Source organism: Erythrobacter colymbi (assembly GCF_002155685.1).
GTDB lineage: Bacteria > Pseudomonadota > Alphaproteobacteria > Sphingomonadales > Sphingomonadaceae > Erythrobacter > Erythrobacter colymbi.
Genome location: NZ_MUYK01000003.1, coordinates 307,879 through 325,624, shown reverse-complemented (window position 1 = coordinate 325,624; position 17,746 = coordinate 307,879). Strand labels below are relative to the sequence as shown.

Here is a 17,746-nt window from a genome sequence, read left to right as displayed (position 1 = left end):
CCCCGCAGCTACGTTCTCCCAACTGTGTGCTACGCCTTACGTTCCCAACTGTCAAACTGACTGGACAACTTTTCGTCACGCGGTGGCGATAATCACGCTTGCGTTGACCGGTTGCGCGGTTGCGACGAAGCGTGCGGCGGTAAAACCCGCGGCGCGCGTCATGGCGATGATCTCGGCCGGGCTGCGCGGGCGGCCCGATCCCATTGCCCACAGGTAGAGCCCGAAAAACGCCTCCCCCATCGCCTCCGCGCCGGGGATGCGCGCCATCGGCTCGGCGATCAGCAGGCGGCTGCCGGGGGCGAGGCTCTTGCGGATATTGGCGAGGAGGGCCTGCGCAGGCGCATCGTCGTGATCGTGGAGGATCCGGATCAGCGAGACCATGTCATACCCTTGCGGTATAGAATCACTGAAAAAATTGCCCGGATGCGGAGTGACGCGCGCCCGGCCTACCGCCTCGCCGAGCACCTTGGCGCCGGTCTCGACCACCTCCGGCAGGTCGAACAGGCCGAGCTGCAGGTGCGGCCAGGCCGTGCCGATGTGCCGCAGGAAGGCCCCGTGCCCGCCGCCGACATCGAGCAGGCGTTCGACATCGCGGAAAGCCACCGTCGCCAGCACCTCGTCTGCGACGAAGTGCTGCGAGGCGGCCATCAGCTCGGAATACTCCGCCGTATCCTCCCCCCGCTCGGTCGCGCCCTGGAGCGCGCCTGCATAGGTCCAGAAGCGCGAGAGCGACGTCGGCTCGGCGCGGTCGGTGCGCAGCAGCGCCATCGGATCGGCGAGATCGGCATAGAGCAGCCGGTGGTGACGCACCATCGCCTGCACGCCGGGATTGGTCGCGAATACAGCGCCTTGCTCGCCGAGCATCCAGTGATCGGGGGCAGGCTCCTCCGACAGCATCAGTGGGCGACCCGCGCGCAGCAGGGTAAGTGCGGCGGCCTCCGACAGGCCGAGGCGCGGGGCGATCGCGGCGGCGGAGAGCGGCCCGTCCTTCAGCACCTCGAACAGCCTGCCTTCCACATAGGCGCGCAGCACCTGCGAATAGGCAAAGCCCGCCAGAAGGTCGAAGGCCCCCGCCGCGCGGCGCGTCGCGATCCAGCGGATCACCGGCAGGCGCGCGGCCCAGTGCTGGAACTTCGGCGAGGAGAAGACGCGGTTGCGTCTGGCGACATAACCCAGCTTGAGATCGGCCCAGAGGCTCACTTGCGGGGCTCTTTACACATCATATGTCTAAATAATTGGACAGATGGAGCCGTAAGGTCAATGATAATCGCGAGGATCGACGGGAGCGAGGGCAAGTGAACGCGCGAGTCGCCGTGATCGGAGCAGGCATTGGCGGTCTTACCAGCGCCGCCCTGCTGGCTGCGCGCGGCGCGGATGTCACCGTCTTCGAGAAGGAGACCTGGGTCGGCGGCAAGGCACGCCGGGTCGAGGTCGATGGCGCGCCGGTCGATGGCGGGCCGACCGTGTTCACTTACCGGGCCGTGTTCGACGAGATCTTCGCCGCCTGCGGGAACGCGCGGCTCGAGGACCATGTCAGCGTCCGCAAGGCCGAGGTGCTCGCCCGCCATGCGTGGGACGATAGCGGCACGCTCGACCTTTTCGCCGATCCCGAAGCGAGCGCCGAGGCCGTCGGCCGCTTCGCCGGAGCCGAGGCGGCGCGCGGCTACCGCGCCTTCACTGCCGAGGCAGCGCGCATCTTCAACGTGCTCGAGGAGCCCTTCCTGCGCGGCGACAAGGCCAGCACGCCGCTGCCGATGATGTGGCGCATGGGGCTCACCAAGCTCCCCGAGATGCTGGCGATGCGGCCCTTCGACGGGATGTGGAAGGCGCTCGGCGAGCATTTCAAAGACCCGCGCCTGCAACAGCTGTTCGGGCGCTATGCGACCTATTGCGGCTCCTCCCCCTTCAGCGCACCCGCTACGCTCATGCTGATCGCGCATGTCGAGGCGCGCGGCGTGTGGCTGATCGAGGGCGGGATTCATGCGCTCGCCAAGGCGCTGGCGGGTCTGGCCGAGCGGCAGGGTGCGCGGGTCCGCACGGGGGCAGGGGTGGCCGAAGTGCTCACCGCCAGGGGCCGCACCAGCGGGGTGAGGCTCACGAGCGGCGAAGTCGTCCCTGCCGACATCGTGATCTGCAACGGCGATCCATCCGCGCTCGCCACCGGCCGCTTCGGCGAGGCGGCGAGCCGCGCGGTGCCGGCGATCCCGCCCGCCAAACGCTCGCTCTCGGCGCTGGTGTGGTATGCCCATGCCGAGACGCGCGGGTTCGACCTCACCCATCACAACGTCTTCTTCTCGCGCGATTACGCGCGCGAGTTCCGCGAGATCGGCGCCGGGGCCACGCCCTCCGAGCCCACCGTCTATGTCTGCGCCATCGATCGCGGTGCCGACCATCATGCGCCGCCACCAACCGGTCGCGAGCGCCTCCAGATCATCGTCAACGCCCCCGCCGATGGAGACGTTCACACCTATACCCCCGAGGAGAGAGAGCGATGCACGCGAAGCATGATGGCGACGCTCAGGCGCTGCGGCCTGACACTGGAAGACGCCTTCCCGCATCGGCTCATGACCCCGCAGGACTGGGAGCACCTCTTCCCGGCCACGGGCGGCGCCCTCTATGGCAGAGCGTCGCACGGCTGGGCGGCCTCCTTCCAGCGGCAGGGGCCGAAGACCCGTCTGCCAGGGCTCTACTGCACGGGCGGGGCGACCCATCCGGCGGCCGGCGTCCCCATGGCAGCCTTGTCCGGGCAGCTGGCCGCGCGGGTGATCGCGAAGGACCTCGCTTCGACGAGGACATCCCCGCGGGCGGCTACTCCTGGTGGTATGTCGATGCCATCAGCGACGACGGGCAGCACGGGCTGACGATCATCGCCTTTCTGGGCAGCGTGTTCTCGCCCTATTACAAGAAGAGCGGGCGGGGCGATCCGCTCGATCACTGCGCCCTCAATGTCGCGCTCTACGGCCCGCAGGCGCGCTGGGCGATGACCGAGCGGCGGCGCGACACGGTTGCACGCGATGCCTCCAGCCTCGCCATCGGCCCCTCCAACGTGCGCTGGGAGAACGGCGCGCTCACCATCGACATCGTCGAGGGCGACACGCGCCTGTTCGTGCCGTGGCAGCGTCCGGTGCGGGGCACGGTGCGGGTGTTCCCCGAAATGCTCAACCGCGCCGCCTTCGCGCTCGACCGGAACGAGAACCACATCTGGCACTGCCTTGCCCCCTGCGCGCGGATCGAGGTCGCCATGACCTCGCCCGGCATCAGCTGGAGCGGCAAGGCCTATCTCGACCACAACCGCGGGGCCGAGCCGCTGGAGACCGGCTTCAACACCTGGCACTGGTCGAGGGCGCATCTCAAGGAAGGCGCGCTGGTGTGCTACGAGGGCGAGCGGGGGGACGGATCGCTGTTCGCCAGCGCCTTGCGGTTCGACCGCCACGGCGTGCCCGAGCCGGTGGAGCTGCCGCCGATTGCGGCGCTCCCCGACAGCAAGTGGGGCATCACGCGCCGCACCCGCTCCGACATCGGCGTCGCCGAGGTGCGCCGGACATGGGAGGATACGCCTTTCTACGCCCGCTCCGAGCTTGCCTCGCGCTTCCTCGGCGAGGAGGTGGTCGCGGTGCAGGAGAGCCTCGACATGCGCCGCTTCTCCAGCCGCCTCGTCCAGTTCATGCTCCCCTACCGGATGCCGCGCCGCAAGCGCTAGGCGGCGGGCCTGACGGCGTAGAGCCTGCCTTCGCCCGCGACCGGCACGGGGGTCAGCCCGGCAGGGACGGGCATCGCGGGCGGCAGTTCGCCGACGATCCAGACATGGGTGAAGGCCCCGAGCGGCAGCGCGGCGAGCGTGCGCGACAGGGTGCGCGCCGGATCGGCCGGGCAGCCATCGGGCAGCACCGCCTGCGAGGGATCGCGCGCATAGGGTTCGGCAGCGGGATAATGCACCCTGAGCGGGTTCATCCCGGGCACGTCCCACTGGTCGTTGGCGAAGACATTGCGCCGCACCAGCGCGAGGCTGCCGAGGTGGTCGAGCACGGGGAGCGGCCAGCCTGCCTCGCACGGTTTCACCACCAGAAACGCCACCCGCGCGCCTTCCGGCATGGCATCGAGCGCGGGCAGATGCGCGGCGACCTCGCGCTCCTGCGCGCTGTAGGCGAGCCCCGTCGTCACCATCCGCAGCGCGAAGAAGCTGAGCGCGAGCGTGCCCACCACCTGCCGCGCGCGCGGGGTGAGGGCGGCAGGGGAGAGCGCCAGCAGAGCGACGATGAAAGCGTAGGGGGCAAGCCGCATGTCGGCGAAGGCTGATCCGAACACGTTCATCGGCAGGACCATGAAGCCCATCGCGCAGAGCAGCGCCGCAACGCCCATGCGCGGGTTGATCGCTCCCGCATGCCGCCGCGCTGTCCAGTAGATCAGCCCCGCAAGGAACAGCGCTCCGCCAAGGTCGGGCACCATCCAGCGGGTGCGCAGGACCGAGATCAGCCACACCAGCTTCATCCCCGCCGACCAGTCGCCCGTGACCGCTCCGCCGCCCGCATCCGCACCCGCGCGCCACAGCAGCATCGGCACCAGCGGCAGCAGCAGCGGCCAGCACGCGGCAAGGATGCGCAGGACCGCGCGGAAGGGAGGCGTGCGCGCCGCCCAGACCTCGGCGAGCATTGTTGCACCGGCAAGCAGGCCAAGGAACACCCAGCCATAGGTATGGCACAGCCAGATCGCCGCTCCCGCCAGCGCCAGCCACACGCCCGCGAGCACGCCTCGTCCGTCCGCGCGCAGGGTCAGCCATCCCGCAAAGGCGAGCAGCGCCAGCGCCATGCCGAGCGAGAAATTGAGGAAACCGAAGTTGAAGGGATAGCCGTAGATCAGCGGCAGCGCGGCGATGGCGAAGGGCGTGATCCGCCCGTGCACCGCGCGGCTCACCGCCAGCACCCCCGCGCTCGCCAGCAACTGGGTCAGCAGCACCGCGGCGCGCACCGATCTCTCGAGCCCCAGCAGCGGGTGCAGAGCCTCGACCAGCAGATCGCTGCCGAGGTTGCCGATCAGCTTCCAGTCATAGGAAAAGAACGGCTGGAGCGCGGGGCGCTGCGCCAGTTCGGTCTGGATCGCGAAGCGTCCGAGGTGGCCGTAAAGGTCGGTGAGCGGCGGCAGGCCCACCAGCAGCAGCGACGCAAGCGAGGCGAGGCACAGCAGCGCAAAGCCCGCCCATGCCGGTAGCGCGCGGGCGGGGGCGGGGGACGGGAAAGCGGGCGCTTCGGACATCGTCAGGGGATCAGGCGGCGGGGCCTTCACCCTCGCGCTCGGCAGCATCCTTCGCGGCTTTCTCCGCGCGGGTCTTCTTCAGCATCCGGTCCATCTTGAGCCATTGCCACACGCCGAAGGTGATGGCGCCGCCATAGAACAGCACGATCTCGATCCAGCCGTAGTTCATGGCGCTCCCTTGTCTAATGCGCAGCCGCAAGGAAGGCCGCGATGTGAGCGGCCGCCTTAGCGGGATCTTCCTCGTGCGCCAAATGGCCGAGGCCGGGGAGAAGTTCCAGCCGCGCGGCGGGCAGCCAGCTTGCGGCATCGCGCGCCCAATCGGGCGGGATGGCGGGATCGTTGGCGCCGTGGAGCAGCAGCACGGGATTGCGCACCTCAGCCATCCGCTCTCGCAGGGCGGGCAGGTCCCAGTTTGCCATCATCGCCAGCGCCCCGCCCGCATGGCCGGGATGTTTGAGCAGCGTGCGGTAGCAGGCGAGCCCCGCGGCATCGATCCGCGAATGGGTCGAGCGCCACAGGAACTTCTCGGCCCCGCCGACCAGATCGATGCTGCCGGTAAAGATGCGCGGCACCAGCGGGTTGACGAACAGCGTCTTGGCGATGGCCGGGAAGATTTGGGCCATCGCGCCGGGGAAGGGGCGCAAGGCGGCGCTGAGGCCGACGATCGGCCCGCTGTGGCCGTGATCGAGCGCCAGTTGCAGCGCAATCGCCGCGCCAGCGGAATGGCCGATGATGGCGTCCGGCGTCACCTCCAGCGCCTCCAGCACCCGCGCGACCTCACGCGCCATTGCAGGCAGACTCATGGCATAGGCATCGTGCCCGGTGGTAAAGGCGTGACGGGGGAGGTCCATCGCAATGACGTCATGGCTTCGCGCGAGGATCGGCATGAGGCCCCGCCACGAATGGACCGAGGCGCCTGTGCCGTGGAGGAGGAGTAGGGGCGTGCCGGAGCCCATCCGCTGCACATGCCAGCGTGCGCTGCCGGTGCGGATGAACTGGCTTGTCTCGCGGTGGGGCCAGATCAGCCCCTCACGCCCCCAGTCGAGCGCGCTCATGCCGCGCGGGCCGAGGGTTGAACGGCGTCGATCGCCTGCTTGAGCATCCGCGCGTCGGCGCAGGGGAGGGCGAGGAAGCGGCCGTCCAGTGCCTGCGCAAGCGCGGCGCCCTCGGGGCCCGGGCGGGCGGAGATGTCGACCACGAGACTGTCGATCCCCCTTGCGGCGATGGCTCTGGCGGCAGTCTCGGCATCCTTGGCGGCCTGTGGCCTGCCGGGGGAGCCATCGGCGGTGATATTGGCTCTGCCATCGGTGAGGATCACCAACGCGGCGCTCCTCCCCTTGGCGATCACCGCCTCTGCCACCTCGCGCGCGGCGTTGAGCCCGAGCGCCAGCGGCGTCCCCCCGCCGCCGGGCAGTTCGGCCAGCGTCCGGCGCGCGCGGGTCAGGGAGCGGGTGGGAGGCAGCAGCAGCTCGGCCGAGGTGCCGCGGAAGGCGACCAGCGCGACCTCCGAGCGGGTGACATAGGCCTGCGCCAGCATCAGCTCGACCGCGCCCTTGGCCTCGGCGAGGCGAGCCGCTGCCGCTGATCCGCTCGCATCGACCGCAAAGATCGTGACGCGCGCGGCGCGCTCTTCGAAGCGGCGGATGCGCAGGTCTTCCTTGCGCATGATGATCGGGCCAACGGAGGGGGCATCGGCATCTGCGCCCAGTTCGCGCCGCCGCACCGCTTGCCACGGGACGGCGGCACGCAGGGAATCGATCAGCGCCAGCTTGTGCCCCCCGCGCGGCATCCCCGGCCTTGCGCCCAGCGGCTTGCCGCGCGTCGCCGCCTTGCGCTTCTGCCCGGTGCCGCTCGACTGCGCGCGGCGCGGGGCCTTGCCCCCTGCAAGCTGCTCGAGCAGCCCCGCCGGAATCGCGGCCTTGGCCGCCTCGACGAGGATCTCGGAGAGGTTCAGTTCCTGTTGCTGCTGCTCGCCGTCGGACGGGTCGTCATGCTGGCTGTCAGGCGGGGGCGGCTGGTCTTCGGGGGGCGGAGCCTCCTGCTCCTGCGGCGGCAGGCGCGTGGCGCGCGGGGCGAGCACCAGACGCACCGCGCCCGCGAGGTCGCTCTTGTCGATAGCCGAGCGCCCCGCCAGCGCCGCCAGCCCGCGCGCGGTCTCGCCAGCGTGGATCAGGGCGCGCAGGGATTCGACACCCAGCGCATTGGCCGTGGCGGCCAGCGCCGAGAGCGCGGCATCGTCCAAAGGCGCGATATCGGCGAGCGCAGCGCCAGCCGGTGCCAGCGCCACCCCTTGCCAGCGGCGCGAGGCCGAAAGGTCGCACATGAAGGCGAGGCGTTCGGTGAGGCCCGCAGGCGGGGCCTCCTCGGGCTCCACCGCATCGTCGAGCAGGACGAGTGCGGTGCCGCCCTCGTCGAGAGCCTGGGCCAGGCGGCCTGCGATGCTGGCGTCCATCCGCTCGGCCATGCCTGCTATCAGCGCCCCGCCGCGGGCTTCCTCGATCAGCCCGGTCTGACGGACAGGCCGTCCGGCGGAGAGACTGGCGGCAAGGTCGATCCCGCCCAGCAGCCGCTCGTCATCGACATGGCCCGGCAGGCGGCGCAAGGGGAGCGCCTCGGCGAGCGCGGCGACCAGCGCCTCGCGCGCCGGGCTGCTCCCGCGCAGCACCAGTCCCTTGAAAGTGTCGGGCGCCAGAACGAACAGCCGCGCCGCCAGCACCGCATCGTCGAGCGGATCGGCGGCAGCGGCGGGGTGCGGGGTCATCCGAAGAGCTCGGCGATCGCCCGGGTGATGCGCACTGTGGAACCCGTCTCGTCGAGCACATCGCGGCGCAAGCGGTGCCGCAGGGCCGAGGGGGCGATGGCGATCAGATGCTTGCGCGTGACCTTCTTCGCGCCTTCAAGCGCCGCCAGCGCCCGTGCCGCGCGCATCAGGGTGAGCTCGCCGCGTAGACCATCGGCGCCCACCGCAAGGCACAGCTCGGCGGCATCGCGCAGCACCTCCTCGCCCGGCACCAGCTTGGGCAAGCGCGCCTTGCCCTTGGCGACCCTGTTGAGGATCGCCTCGTCCTCGCCCGCCCAGCGCGCGGCGAAGCCCTCCGGGTCGGCCTCGTTCTCGGCGACCAGCTTCATGATCGCGATGCGGGTCTCGATGTCCTTGGGGGTGCGGACCTCGACCGAGAGCCCGAAGCGGTCGAGCAGCTGCGGGCGCAATTCGCCTTCCTCGGGGTTGCCGCTGCCGATCAGCACGAACTTGGCGGGGTGGCGGACCGACAGCCCCTCACGCTCGACCACGTTCTCGCCCGAAGCCGCGACATCCAGCAGCAGGTCGACGAGGTGGTCTTCGAGCAGGTTGATCTCGTCGATGTAGAGGAACCCGCGATGGGCCTTCGCCAGCAGGCCGGGCTCGAACGCCTTCTCGCCCGAGCGCAGCGCGCGTTCGAGATCGAGCGAGCCGATCACGCGGTCCTCGGTCGCGCCCAAGGGCATGTCGACGAAGGGCACGGGGCGCTTCACCAGCTTGCCCTGACCGCAGACGTCGGGATAGCGCGCCTGATCGTCCTTCGAGGCACCATAGGGGCAGCCGTCCGCTGCCATGATCGGCGGCAGCAGGCCCGCAAGCGCGCGCGCCGCGGTGCTCTTGCCGGTGCCGCGGTCGCCGAAGACCATCACGCCGCCAATCGAAGGGTCCACCGCCGCGATCAGCAGCGCCTGTTTCATCTCGTCCTGACCGACGATCGCGGAGAAGGGGAAGCGTGCCATTCCTAACGCTTGTGAACCTTCCGGAGGCTTTGGACAAGCGGAAGTGACAAGCTAGCTGGACAGTTTTGTCTTTCTCCGTTCGCCTCGAGCGTAGTCGAGAGGCCCTTGCGAAGTGTCTCGACTTCACTCGACACGAACGGAGGATGGAGCTTACCGCTTCCCCAGCCGGTTGAGCACCAGCACCGGCAGCAGCCCCGCCGCCAACAGGATCAGCGCCGGGATCGCCGCCTCGACCAGCCGCTCGTCGCCTGCCAGTCGATAGGTGCGGGTGGCGAGGGTTTCGAGGTTGAAGGGGCGCAGGATCAGCGTTGCGGGAAGCTCGCGCAGGGTGTCGATGAAGACCAGCGCCGCGGCGCCAGCGAGGCTCGGGGCGAGGAGCGGCGCATAGATCCGCGCCAGCACCCGTGATGGCCCCGCGCCGAGGCTCCGCGCGGCGGCATCGAGCCCCGGGGGAATGCGCGCAAGGCCCCCGCCGACCGTGTTGTAGGCGACCGTCATGAAGCGCACCGAAAGGGCATAAACCAGCACCGCGCTCGTCCCCGTCAACAGCAGTCCGCCGCTCCAGCCGAGATTGTCGCGGGCAAAGCCGGTAAGCGTGCGGTCGAAGGCTCCCAGCGGCGCGAGCAGGCCCACGGCGAGCAGCGCACCGGGCAAGGCATAGCCGAGCGTCGCCAGCCGGATCGCGCTCGCGGTGAGGCGCGAGCCCGAGCGCGCGCGGGCGAAGGCGAGCAGCAGTGCGGCGGCAAGGCACACCAGCGCAGCAGTCGCCCCGAGCCACAGGCTGCCTTCGAGATAGGCGCCAAGCTCTCCCGCGCCGCCCTGCGCGGTCGGCGCCATGGCGAGGCTCACGAGGTAGCCCGCAGGTAGGACGAAGCCGATCAGCACCGGCACCGCACACAGGATCATCGCCAGCCCCTTGCCCAGCGGCGAGAGGTGCACCAGCGGCTCGGCGTCGCGGCGGTTGGCGAGGCCGTCACGGCTGTCGCTGCGCCCGCGCCGGGTCTGCGCTTCCCACGCCACCAGCGCGATCACGAAGACCAGCATCACGCCCGCGAGCTTGAGCGCGCTCGCCTTGTCGCCCATCGCCAGCCAGCTGCGGAAGATGCCGGTCGAGAAGGTGGGGATGGCGAAGTATTCGGCCACGCCGAAATCGGCGAGCACCTCCATCAGCACCAGTGCGAGGCCGCCCGCGATGGCCGGGCGCGCGGCGGGGAGGGCGACGCGCCAGAACGCCCGTGTTGGCGTGGCCCCGAGGCTGCGCGCGGCGCGGAACTGGGTGAGGCTCTGGGTCGCAAAGGCTGTCCGAGCGAGGAGGTAGACGTAAGGATAGAGCACGAAGCCCAGCACGAAGGCCCCGCCGCCCAGCGAGCGGATGTCGGGGAACCAGTAATCGCCCGCGCTCCATCCCATGCCGGCGCGCAGGGCGCTCTGCACCGGCCCCGCGAAGTCGAGCAGGGCGGCGTAGATATAGGCGGCGAGATAGGCGGGGAGGGCGAGGGGAAGCACCAGCGCCCAGCTCAGCAGGCGGCGGCCGGGGAAGCGGGTCGCGGCGACGAGCCATGCGCAGCCGGTCCCCGTCACCGCGGCGATGGTGCCAGCGCACAGCATCAGCAGCGCGGTGTTGGCGATGTAGGTGGGGAGCACGGTCTCGGCGAGCGCGCCCAGTGTCTCGCCGCCGTCGCCGCCCGTCAGCGCCGCCCAGGCGATCGCGGCGATCGGCAGGCCGACCAGCGCCGCCAGCACCAGCGCAGCCAGCGTCCAGCCGCCCGCGCCGCTTGCCACCCCGCTTGCAGGCGCGCTGGCAGTTCGCCTAAGGCGGCCTACCGATAAATCTGCGGACAGCGCCATTGAGCCTCGAATTTCGTCATATTGCCCATGCTCACGGTGCGGTGCGGGCGCTGGAGGACGTAAGCTTCACCGCGCCCGCGGGGGAGATCACCTGTCTGCTTGGCGCGTCGGGTTGCGGGAAGTCAACACTGCTCGGCCTCGCGGCGGGACTCTTGCGGGTGCAGCAGGGCGAGATCGCTCTGGGGGGCGAGGTGCTGGCGGACAGCGCGCACAACCCCGCGCCCGAGGCGCGCCCGGTGGGGCTGGTGTTTCAGGACGGCGCGCTGTTCCCGCACATGACCCTGCGCGCCAATGTCGCCTTCGGCCTGCCGAGGGAGCGCCGCGGCGAGGCCGATGGCTGGCTCGCCAAGGTGGGCCTTGCGGGCATGGGCACCCGCTACCCGCACGAGCTTTCGGGCGGCCAGCAGCAGCGCGCCGCACTCGCCCGGGCGATGGCACCGGGGCCGCAGGTGCTTCTGATGGACGAGCCCTTCGCCAGCGTCGACATCGTGCTGCGCCGGAGCCTGCGCCGCGAATGTCGCATCCTGCTGCGCGAGGCAGGCTCGACCGTGGTGCTGGTGACGCATGACCCGTCCGAGGCGCTCGACGTGGCTGACCGGATCGCTGTGATGGAGGCGGGCCGCATCGTCCAGTTCGGCACGCCGCAGGAGCTCCACGAAAGCCCCGCCACCGCCAGCGTCGGCGCGATCTTCTCGGGCGCGCAGGTGATCGCCGGGCGGTGGACGGAGGAGGGGCTCGACACGCCCTTCGGCCTGTGGCCGCTCGCGAGCGTCGGCGGCGCGCTGCCTGATGCGCCGCTGCTCGATCTGCTGGTGCAGGCCGACCGGCTGGTGCCCGTGCCCGACATGCGCGGCGGGCGGGTGCGCGATGTCCATCCGCTGGGTGCGAGGAGCCGCGTGCTGCTCGACGGGGCCGACGGCGCGGCGGTGACGGTGGAGACGGCGATGACGGTCGATCCGGCCAAGCACTACAGCGTCCTCCCCGATCCCGAGAGCGTCAGGGCCTTTGCCCGCACATAGGCCTTGCGCGGCGCGCGATAATATTGCAAGTCATTCGCAAATAGCCATGCGAAAGCCTCTCCCCATGAAGAACCTGTTCCTCGCCGCGCTTGCGGGTGTCACCCTCGGCCTGCTCGGCGGCTGTGCCGATGGCGGCGATTCCAAGAGCGAGGCCGTCCCCGTCACCGGCGAGATCAACGTCTATTCCGCGCGCCACTACGACACCGATCTGGCGCTCTACGAGGATTTCACGAGGCAGACCGGCATCAAGGTCAACCGCATCGAGGCCGATGCCGACGCCCTGATCGAACGCATCGCGGCCGAGGGCGAATACAGCCCTGCCGACCTGTTCATCACCGTCGATGCCGGCCGCCTGTGGCGCGCGGAAGAGGCGGGCATCCTCGCTCCGGTCGAATCGAAGGTTCTGGAAGAGCGCATCCCCGCCAGCTTGCGCGATCCGCAGAACCGCTGGATCGCGCTCACCACCCGCGCGCGGATCGTCATCTACAACAAGGCCAAGGGCAAGCCTGCGGGGCTCGAGACCTACGAGGATCTCGCCAAGCCGGAGTTCAAGGGCCGCATCTGCATGCGCTCCTCCTCCAGCGTCTACAACATCGCGCTGCTCGCCAGCATCATCGCGCATGACGGCGAGGCGAAGGCGGGGGCATGGGCCAAGGGCGTCGTCGCCAACTTCAGCCGCGCGCCCCAAGGCAACGACATGTCGAACATCGAGGCGGTCGCGGCGGGCGAGTGCGACATCTCGCTGGTCAACACCTACTACCTCGCGCGCTTCGACACGCCGGAAAAGCGCAAGGTGCTCGACGCCGTCGGCATCATCTTCCCCAACCAGGCGACCACCGGCACCCATGTGAACATGAGCGGCGCAGGCGTGGTCAAGACCGCCCCCAACCGCGCCAATGCGGTCAAGTTCCTCGAATACCTCGCCTCGGACAGCGCGCAGAAGTTCCTCGCGGGCGACAACAACGAATATCCCGCGGCCAAGGGCGTCGCGCCGACTTCGGCGGTGGAGAAGCTCGGCACCTTCAAACCCGACACGCTGCCCGCCTCGCAGATCGGGAAGAACGAGGCCAAGGCGGTCGAAATCTACAACGCCGCGCGCTGGAATTGAGGGCAGGGCGGATTTGCCCGATTTGCGCGCGATCAAGGCCCGCTTTCACGTCCTATCGCTAATCTGTCTTGAAGGGCGCGCGCCACTAGTCCATTTGCGCGCCCGATCCGCTGCCCCTCCCGGGCGGCCCCATAGCTGTATCCGAGGCCCCGCTTGACCCAAACCGCTCTGACTCGCGACCAGTTCACCGAAAGCGCAGCGCTCTCCGTCGAGACCATCACCGATGTCCACCACTGGTGCGACGGGCTGTTCAGCCTGAAGATGACGCGCCCCGCGAGTTTCCGCTTCCGTTCGGGCGAGTTCGTGATGATCGGCCTGCCGGGTGACAACGGCAAGCCACTGCTGCGCGCCTATTCGGTCGCCTCGCCGTCCTATGCCGAGGAGCTCGAATTCCTGTCGATCAAGGTGCAGGACGGCCCGCTGACCTCGCGGCTCCAGCACATTCAGGTCGGCGATCCGATCTACCTCGGCAAGAAGCCGACCGGCACCCTCGTCACCGACGCGCTGCTGCCGGGCAAGCGGCTGTTCATGCTCTCGACCGGCACCGGGCTTGCGCCCTTCATGAGCCTCGTGCGCGATCCCGAGGTCTACCAGATGTTCGAGGAAGTGATCGTGGTGCATTCCGTGCGCAACGTGAACGAGCTCGCCTATCGCGAGCTGCTGGAATCGAAGCTCGAAGGCGATCCGCTGCTCGAGGACGAAGACCGCGCGCGGATGATCTATGTCCCCACGGTGACCCGCGAGCCTTTCCGCACGCAGGGCCGCATCCAGGCACTGATCGACGACGGCCGTCTGTTCGAACAGTCCAAGGGCCCGCAGCGCTTCGTTCCCGACGAGGACCGCGTGATGCTGTGCGGCTCGATGGCGATGATCAAGGACCACGCCGCCGATCTCGAACGCCGCGGCTTCGAAGAGGGCGCGAACAACAAGCCCGGGCAGTTCGTGATCGAACGGGCCTTCGTGGGCTGACGCGCGGGACGGCATAATTCATTGACGGTTCAGTGATTTGGCATCACCTTTGCGCACCGAAGGAGATTGCCATGCTGAACCGTCTCGTTCCCGCTGCCGCCGTGATCGCCGCCGCCCTCGCGCCCGTGGGGGTGCTCGCGCAGCAATATGTCTCGCAGGAGGGCGCGTCTTCCGTGCCCAATTACAGTCTGGTGCAGCTCTCGGTCGATCCCGACAAGGTCCCGGCCGAGGCCTTCAAGGCACAGGTCGACACGATCCGGTCGTGCGATGACGCGGTGAAGGTCGGGGGCGCGCTGGGCGCGGACATCACCCGCAACGCCTATGTGCGCGGCTCGCAACTGCCGATCGACCTTGCTGCGATCCTCAAGAAGCTGCCGACCGGTCAGCCGACCCCGCTGTTCAGCGGCAAGGACGGCCAGCTGCGGGTGCTGGTGATCTGCGGCCGGGCCTGAGGACGGACGGTCGCCCACCGCAGTTGAACCTCGCTCCCGGCGCTTCTAAGGAAGCGCATCGTCACCGGATCGGGGGAGGGGTATGGCCCGCATCATCGCCACATGGCTCGCTGCCCTTGTGCTGGTCGCGCCCGCCGCCGCGCAGCGCGCGCCTGAAGCTCTGCCGGAGGCCGAGCCTGCGCCCGTCATCTACGCGCTGCTCCAGATTTCGCTGAAGCCGGGCAAGGTCGCCTCGGGCGAGTTCCGCTCGCGGATGGAGGCGATCCGTTCCTGCCCCGAAGCCGTCAAGGTCGCCGCCGAACTGGGCGCCGAGGTGGTCCGCAACGCCCGCGTCTCGCCGGAACAGCTCCCGCCCAAGCTGCGCCCGGTGCTCGAAAACCTCCCCGTGGGCCACGCGACCCCCGTCTTCACCGGCAGCGGCAACACCCTGCGCGTGCTGGTGCTCTGCCAGCGGAGTTGAGCGCCTTTCGTCGCCCCGTGCTTGCCGTCCCGGGACCGAACGTCCGCAGGAATGACGGCTACTCGGGCGGAGACTCGATAACGCCGTTTTCGGCAAGCGTTGCGAGCCGCTTGCGCATGTAGGCATAAAAACCTTCGCCACTCGCCCAAGCCGACGTTTGCTTGAGCGAAGTTGGCACAAACACAACGTCCCCGTCCTGATATGACAGACGGCCCGCGACTTCGAAATCCGCCACTGCACTGTGCCCGTCCCAGTCATCACCTGTGGCGTAGAGCGTCGGCACAACGACTGGATCAAGTCTGACATTCATCCCGCAACGATAGTCGGTGAACCACACGCTGCTCCCGTGGGGAGGTGCGCTGATATCGATGATTTCACCGCTCCAATGGACATCCGTCCCCTGCCAGAAATGCCGATTTGCCGGCATCTGGCAGATGCTTGTCGTGTCCGACGCGCAGCCAGCACACGCTATCGCAACTATTCCGATAAAAAATCGCAGATGTTTGAGCGCCATGGCGGCATCCTAGCACTTCTGCTGCTGCCACGCCATTACACCCGCACCTCCCCCAATTTCGCACTTGACCCCCGCGCGCACCCCCTGTTCAATCGTGGCAAATCAAAACCCATTCTCCGGAGAGAACCCCCATGCTCGCGACCTCCTATCGCACCGCCTATAACGAAGACCACGAGGCTTTCCGCGACACCGTCCGCAAGGTCTTTGCCGAGCATCTGACCCCGCACATGGACGAGCACGAGGCGAACGGCATCGTCCCGCGCGACGTGTGGAAGAAGATGGGCGATGCCGGCATGCTGTGCATGACGGTGAAGGAGGAGAACGGCGGGCTCGGGCTCGATTTCGGCTTCAACTGCGTGCTGACCGAGGAGCTGTCCTACCTCGGCTCGTCGGCCGGCTTCACGCTCCAGAACGACATCACGGCGAACTATTTCGAGCGCCTCGGCAACGATGAACAGCGCGCCAAGTATCTCCCCGGCATGGTCAGCGGCGACATCATCACCGCGATCGCCATGACCGAACCGGGCGCAGGCTCCGACCTTCAGGGCACCCGCACCACGGCCAAGAAGGACGGCAACCACCTCGTCATAAACGGCTCGAAGACCTACATCACCAACGGCCAGAACGCCGATTGCGTGATCGTGGTCGCCAAGACCGATCCCGAGAAGGGCGCGAAGGGGATCAGCCTCGTGCTGGTCGACGCCGACACCCCCGGCTTCGAGCGCGGGCGCAATCTCGACAAGATCGGCCAGCACGCCGCCGATACCTCGGAGCTGTTCTTCAACGATTGCCGCGTGCCGATGACCAATATCCTCGGCGCGGAAGGCATGGGCTTCGTGCACCTGATGGAGGAGCTGCCGCAGGAACGGCTCGGCATCGCGGTCGGCGCGCAGGCGGCGGCGCAGAGGGCGTTTGATGAGGCGGTGAAGTTCACCAAGGACCGCAAGGCCTTCGGCAAGACCGTGTTCGAGTTCCAGAACACCAAGTTCACCCTCGCCGACCTGAAGGCCAAGCTGCAGGTGGGCTGGGCGCATCTCGACTGGGCGATCCGCAAGCACCTCGCGGGCGAGCTCACCACCGACGAGGCGAGCGCGGCCAAGCTGTGGCACACCGACCTTCAGTGGGAATGCTGCGACACCGCGCTGCAACTCCACGGCGGGGCGGGCTACATGAACGAATACGCCATCGCGAGGCTGTGGCGCGACGCGCGCGTGACGCGGATCTTCGGCGGCACGAACGAGATCATGAAGGAAGTGATCTCGCGGAGTATCTGAGGTGGCGGCAGGGAAGGGCAGCCTTTCTGTGATGGGAAGTGAGAAATCCGGATCAGGAGCAGCTTATCTGATTGCCGATGTCAGGCTTTATCCCGAGAATGAAGGCGGCAAGACCCAGGCCGTTCTCGACGATTACCGCTGTCCGGTTTTCGCTTCGCGGGACACGAGTGCTGGCGGTTGGGACGTTCGGATGCAGTTCTCGGGCAGCCCCTTCCTACCGGGAACGGAGCGCCGTGTGAATCTCGCCTTCCTTTCGGAGCAAGGCGCACAGGCCATAAAGCACGCTCGCCGATTTTATGTCTGGGAGGGCCGCTTCGTCGGCGAGGGTATCGTTATCACCGGAGATCAACAATGACCGACCCCCTAGACTTCACCGGCAGCCGCATCCTCGTCATCGGCGGGTCGAGCGGGATCGGCAACGGCATCGCCCACGGTTTCCGGCAGCGGGGCGCAAGCGTCACCGTCACCGGCACCCGGCCCGATTTCGGCGACTATCTGGAGGCCGAGGACAGCGACTTTACCGGCCTTGATTACCGCCAATTGGACCTCACCGATCGCGACGCGGCGGGGTGGCTCGCGGCGGAATTCGGCCCGCTCGATGTGCTGGTGCTGTGTCAGGGAACGGTGCGCTACGGGCGGCAGGAATTCACCCGCGAGGGCTGGGACGCGGTGGTCGACATCAACCTCAATTCGGTGATGGACGCCGCACGCGCCTTCCACCCCGCGCTGGCCAAGGCCAAGGGCCGGATCATCATCGTCTCCAGCGTCGCCGCGTTCAAATCGACCATCGGCACGCCCGCCTATGCCGCCTCCAAAGCGGGTGCGGCGAGCCTCACCAAGACGCTGGGCGAAGCCTGGGCGCGCGATAGCATCCGGGTGAACGGCATCGCCCCGGGGCTGGTGCCGACCAAGCTCACGAGCGTGACCACTGACCACCCAGAGCGCCTCGAAGCGAGCCTGAAGAAGATCCCCCTGCGCCGCATGGGCACGCCGGAGGACATGGCTGGCGCCGCCTTGTTCCTCGCCTCGCCGCTCTCCGCCTACATCACCGGCCAGACGCTGGTGGTGGACGGCGGCCTTACCCTCTCCTGAG

18 protein-coding genes are annotated in these 17,746 nt (G+C 68.6%); 10 read left to right on the top strand and 8 right to left on the bottom strand.

Going from position 1 to position 17,746, the window contains the following annotated elements:
- Positions 1-75: 75 nt before the first annotated feature.
- On the bottom strand, positions 76-1,200 hold the full coding sequence (locus tag BZF57_RS08260; RefSeq protein ID WP_086736640.1) for a methyltransferase: 1,125 nt from the start codon (positions 1,198-1,200) through the stop codon (positions 76-78).
- Positions 1,201-1,295: 95 nt separating this feature from the next.
- Between BZF57_RS08260 and crtD the strand changes: the two genes are divergently transcribed.
- Both crtD and BZF57_RS08250 read left to right on the top strand, forming a co-directional pair.
- A complete protein-coding gene (crtD, locus tag BZF57_RS08255) occupies positions 1,296-2,861 on the top strand; it encodes a 1-hydroxycarotenoid 3,4-desaturase CrtD (protein WP_086736638.1) in 1,566 nt (521 codons plus the stop codon).
- A 23-nt stretch (positions 2,862-2,884) separates the two neighbouring features.
- Complete coding sequence (locus BZF57_RS08250; protein WP_086736635.1) at positions 2,885-3,700, top strand: hydroxyneurosporene dehydrogenase; 816 nt, start codon at positions 2,885-2,887, stop codon at positions 3,698-3,700.
- Here the strand turns inward: BZF57_RS08250 and BZF57_RS08245 are convergent.
- From BZF57_RS08245 to BZF57_RS08225, 6 genes are all read right to left on the bottom strand, one after another.
- Complete coding sequence (locus BZF57_RS08245) at positions 3,697-5,250, bottom strand: hypothetical protein (protein WP_143738420.1); 1,554 nt, start codon at positions 5,248-5,250, stop codon at positions 3,697-3,699. The genes BZF57_RS08250 and BZF57_RS08245 overlap by 4 nt on opposite strands.
- Before the next feature lie 10 nt (positions 5,251-5,260).
- A complete protein-coding gene (locus BZF57_RS21085) occupies positions 5,261-5,419 on the bottom strand; it encodes a hypothetical protein (protein WP_156076240.1) in 159 nt (52 codons plus the stop codon).
- Positions 5,420-5,432: 13 nt separating this feature from the next.
- A complete protein-coding gene (bchO, locus tag BZF57_RS08240) occupies positions 5,433-6,305 on the bottom strand; it encodes an alpha/beta fold hydrolase BchO (protein WP_086736631.1) in 873 nt (290 codons plus the stop codon).
- Positions 6,302-8,011 carry a magnesium chelatase subunit D gene (locus BZF57_RS08235; RefSeq protein ID WP_086736629.1) on the bottom strand — a complete coding sequence of 570 codons (1,710 nt, stop codon included), beginning with the start codon at positions 8,009-8,011 and terminating at the stop codon, positions 6,302-6,304. Before BZF57_RS08235 ends, bchO begins: the two co-directional genes overlap by 4 nt.
- A complete protein-coding gene (gene bchI, locus BZF57_RS08230; protein WP_086736627.1) occupies positions 8,008-9,009 on the bottom strand; it encodes a magnesium chelatase ATPase subunit I in 1,002 nt (333 codons plus the stop codon). Before bchI ends, BZF57_RS08235 begins: the two co-directional genes overlap by 4 nt.
- Positions 9,010-9,159: 150 nt before the next feature.
- Positions 9,160-10,791, bottom strand: a complete 1,632-nt coding sequence (locus tag BZF57_RS08225; protein ID WP_240505899.1) for an ABC transporter permease — start codon at positions 10,789-10,791, stop codon at positions 9,160-9,162.
- A 65-nt stretch (positions 10,792-10,856) separates the two neighbouring features.
- On the opposite strand from BZF57_RS08225, the gene BZF57_RS08220 reads away from it, so the two are divergent.
- From BZF57_RS08220 to BZF57_RS08200, 5 genes are all read left to right on the top strand, one after another.
- A complete protein-coding gene (locus BZF57_RS08220) occupies positions 10,857-11,876 on the top strand; it encodes an ABC transporter ATP-binding protein (RefSeq protein WP_240505898.1) in 1,020 nt (339 codons plus the stop codon).
- A gap of 46 nt (positions 11,877-11,922) precedes the next feature.
- Positions 11,923-12,984: a Fe(3+) ABC transporter substrate-binding protein gene (locus BZF57_RS08215; RefSeq protein WP_240505897.1), complete on the top strand. Its 1,062-nt coding sequence runs from the start codon at positions 11,923-11,925 to the stop codon at positions 12,982-12,984.
- 153 nt (positions 12,985-13,137) lie between these two features.
- A complete protein-coding gene (locus BZF57_RS08210) occupies positions 13,138-13,953 on the top strand; it encodes a ferredoxin--NADP reductase (RefSeq protein ID WP_086736621.1) in 816 nt (271 codons plus the stop codon).
- Positions 13,954-14,024: 71 nt separating this feature from the next.
- Positions 14,025-14,405: a peptidylprolyl isomerase gene (locus tag BZF57_RS08205; RefSeq protein WP_086736618.1), complete on the top strand. Its 381-nt coding sequence runs from the start codon at positions 14,025-14,027 to the stop codon at positions 14,403-14,405.
- A gap of 82 nt (positions 14,406-14,487) precedes the next feature.
- Positions 14,488-14,865 (top strand): hypothetical protein, encoded by a 378-nt coding sequence (locus BZF57_RS08200; RefSeq protein WP_086736616.1) that lies wholly within the window; start codon positions 14,488-14,490, stop codon positions 14,863-14,865.
- A gap of 58 nt (positions 14,866-14,923) precedes the next feature.
- Here the strand turns inward: BZF57_RS08200 and BZF57_RS08195 are convergent, their stop codons facing one another.
- Positions 14,924-15,379, bottom strand: coding sequence for a hypothetical protein (locus tag BZF57_RS08195; RefSeq protein ID WP_086736614.1), 456 nt, complete (start codon positions 15,377-15,379; stop codon positions 14,924-14,926).
- Positions 15,380-15,510: 131 nt separating this feature from the next.
- Here BZF57_RS08195 and BZF57_RS08190 point away from each other — a divergent pair, with 131 nt between their 5' ends.
- From BZF57_RS08190 to BZF57_RS08180, 3 genes are read left to right on the top strand one after another with little or no spacing between them, the layout of a single operon-like run.
- Positions 15,511-16,653 carry an acyl-CoA dehydrogenase family protein gene (locus BZF57_RS08190; RefSeq protein ID WP_086736612.1) on the top strand — a complete coding sequence of 381 codons (1,143 nt, stop codon included), beginning with the start codon at positions 15,511-15,513 and terminating at the stop codon, positions 16,651-16,653.
- A 1-nt stretch (position 16,654) separates the two neighbouring features.
- Positions 16,655-17,008: a hypothetical protein gene (locus BZF57_RS08185; RefSeq protein ID WP_086736610.1), complete on the top strand. Its 354-nt coding sequence runs from the start codon at positions 16,655-16,657 to the stop codon at positions 17,006-17,008.
- On the top strand, positions 17,005-17,745 hold the full coding sequence (locus tag BZF57_RS08180; protein WP_086736608.1) for an SDR family NAD(P)-dependent oxidoreductase: 741 nt from the start codon (positions 17,005-17,007) through the stop codon (positions 17,743-17,745). Before BZF57_RS08185 ends, BZF57_RS08180 begins: the two co-directional genes overlap by 4 nt.
- The last annotated feature ends 1 nt before the right edge of the window (position 17,746 follow it).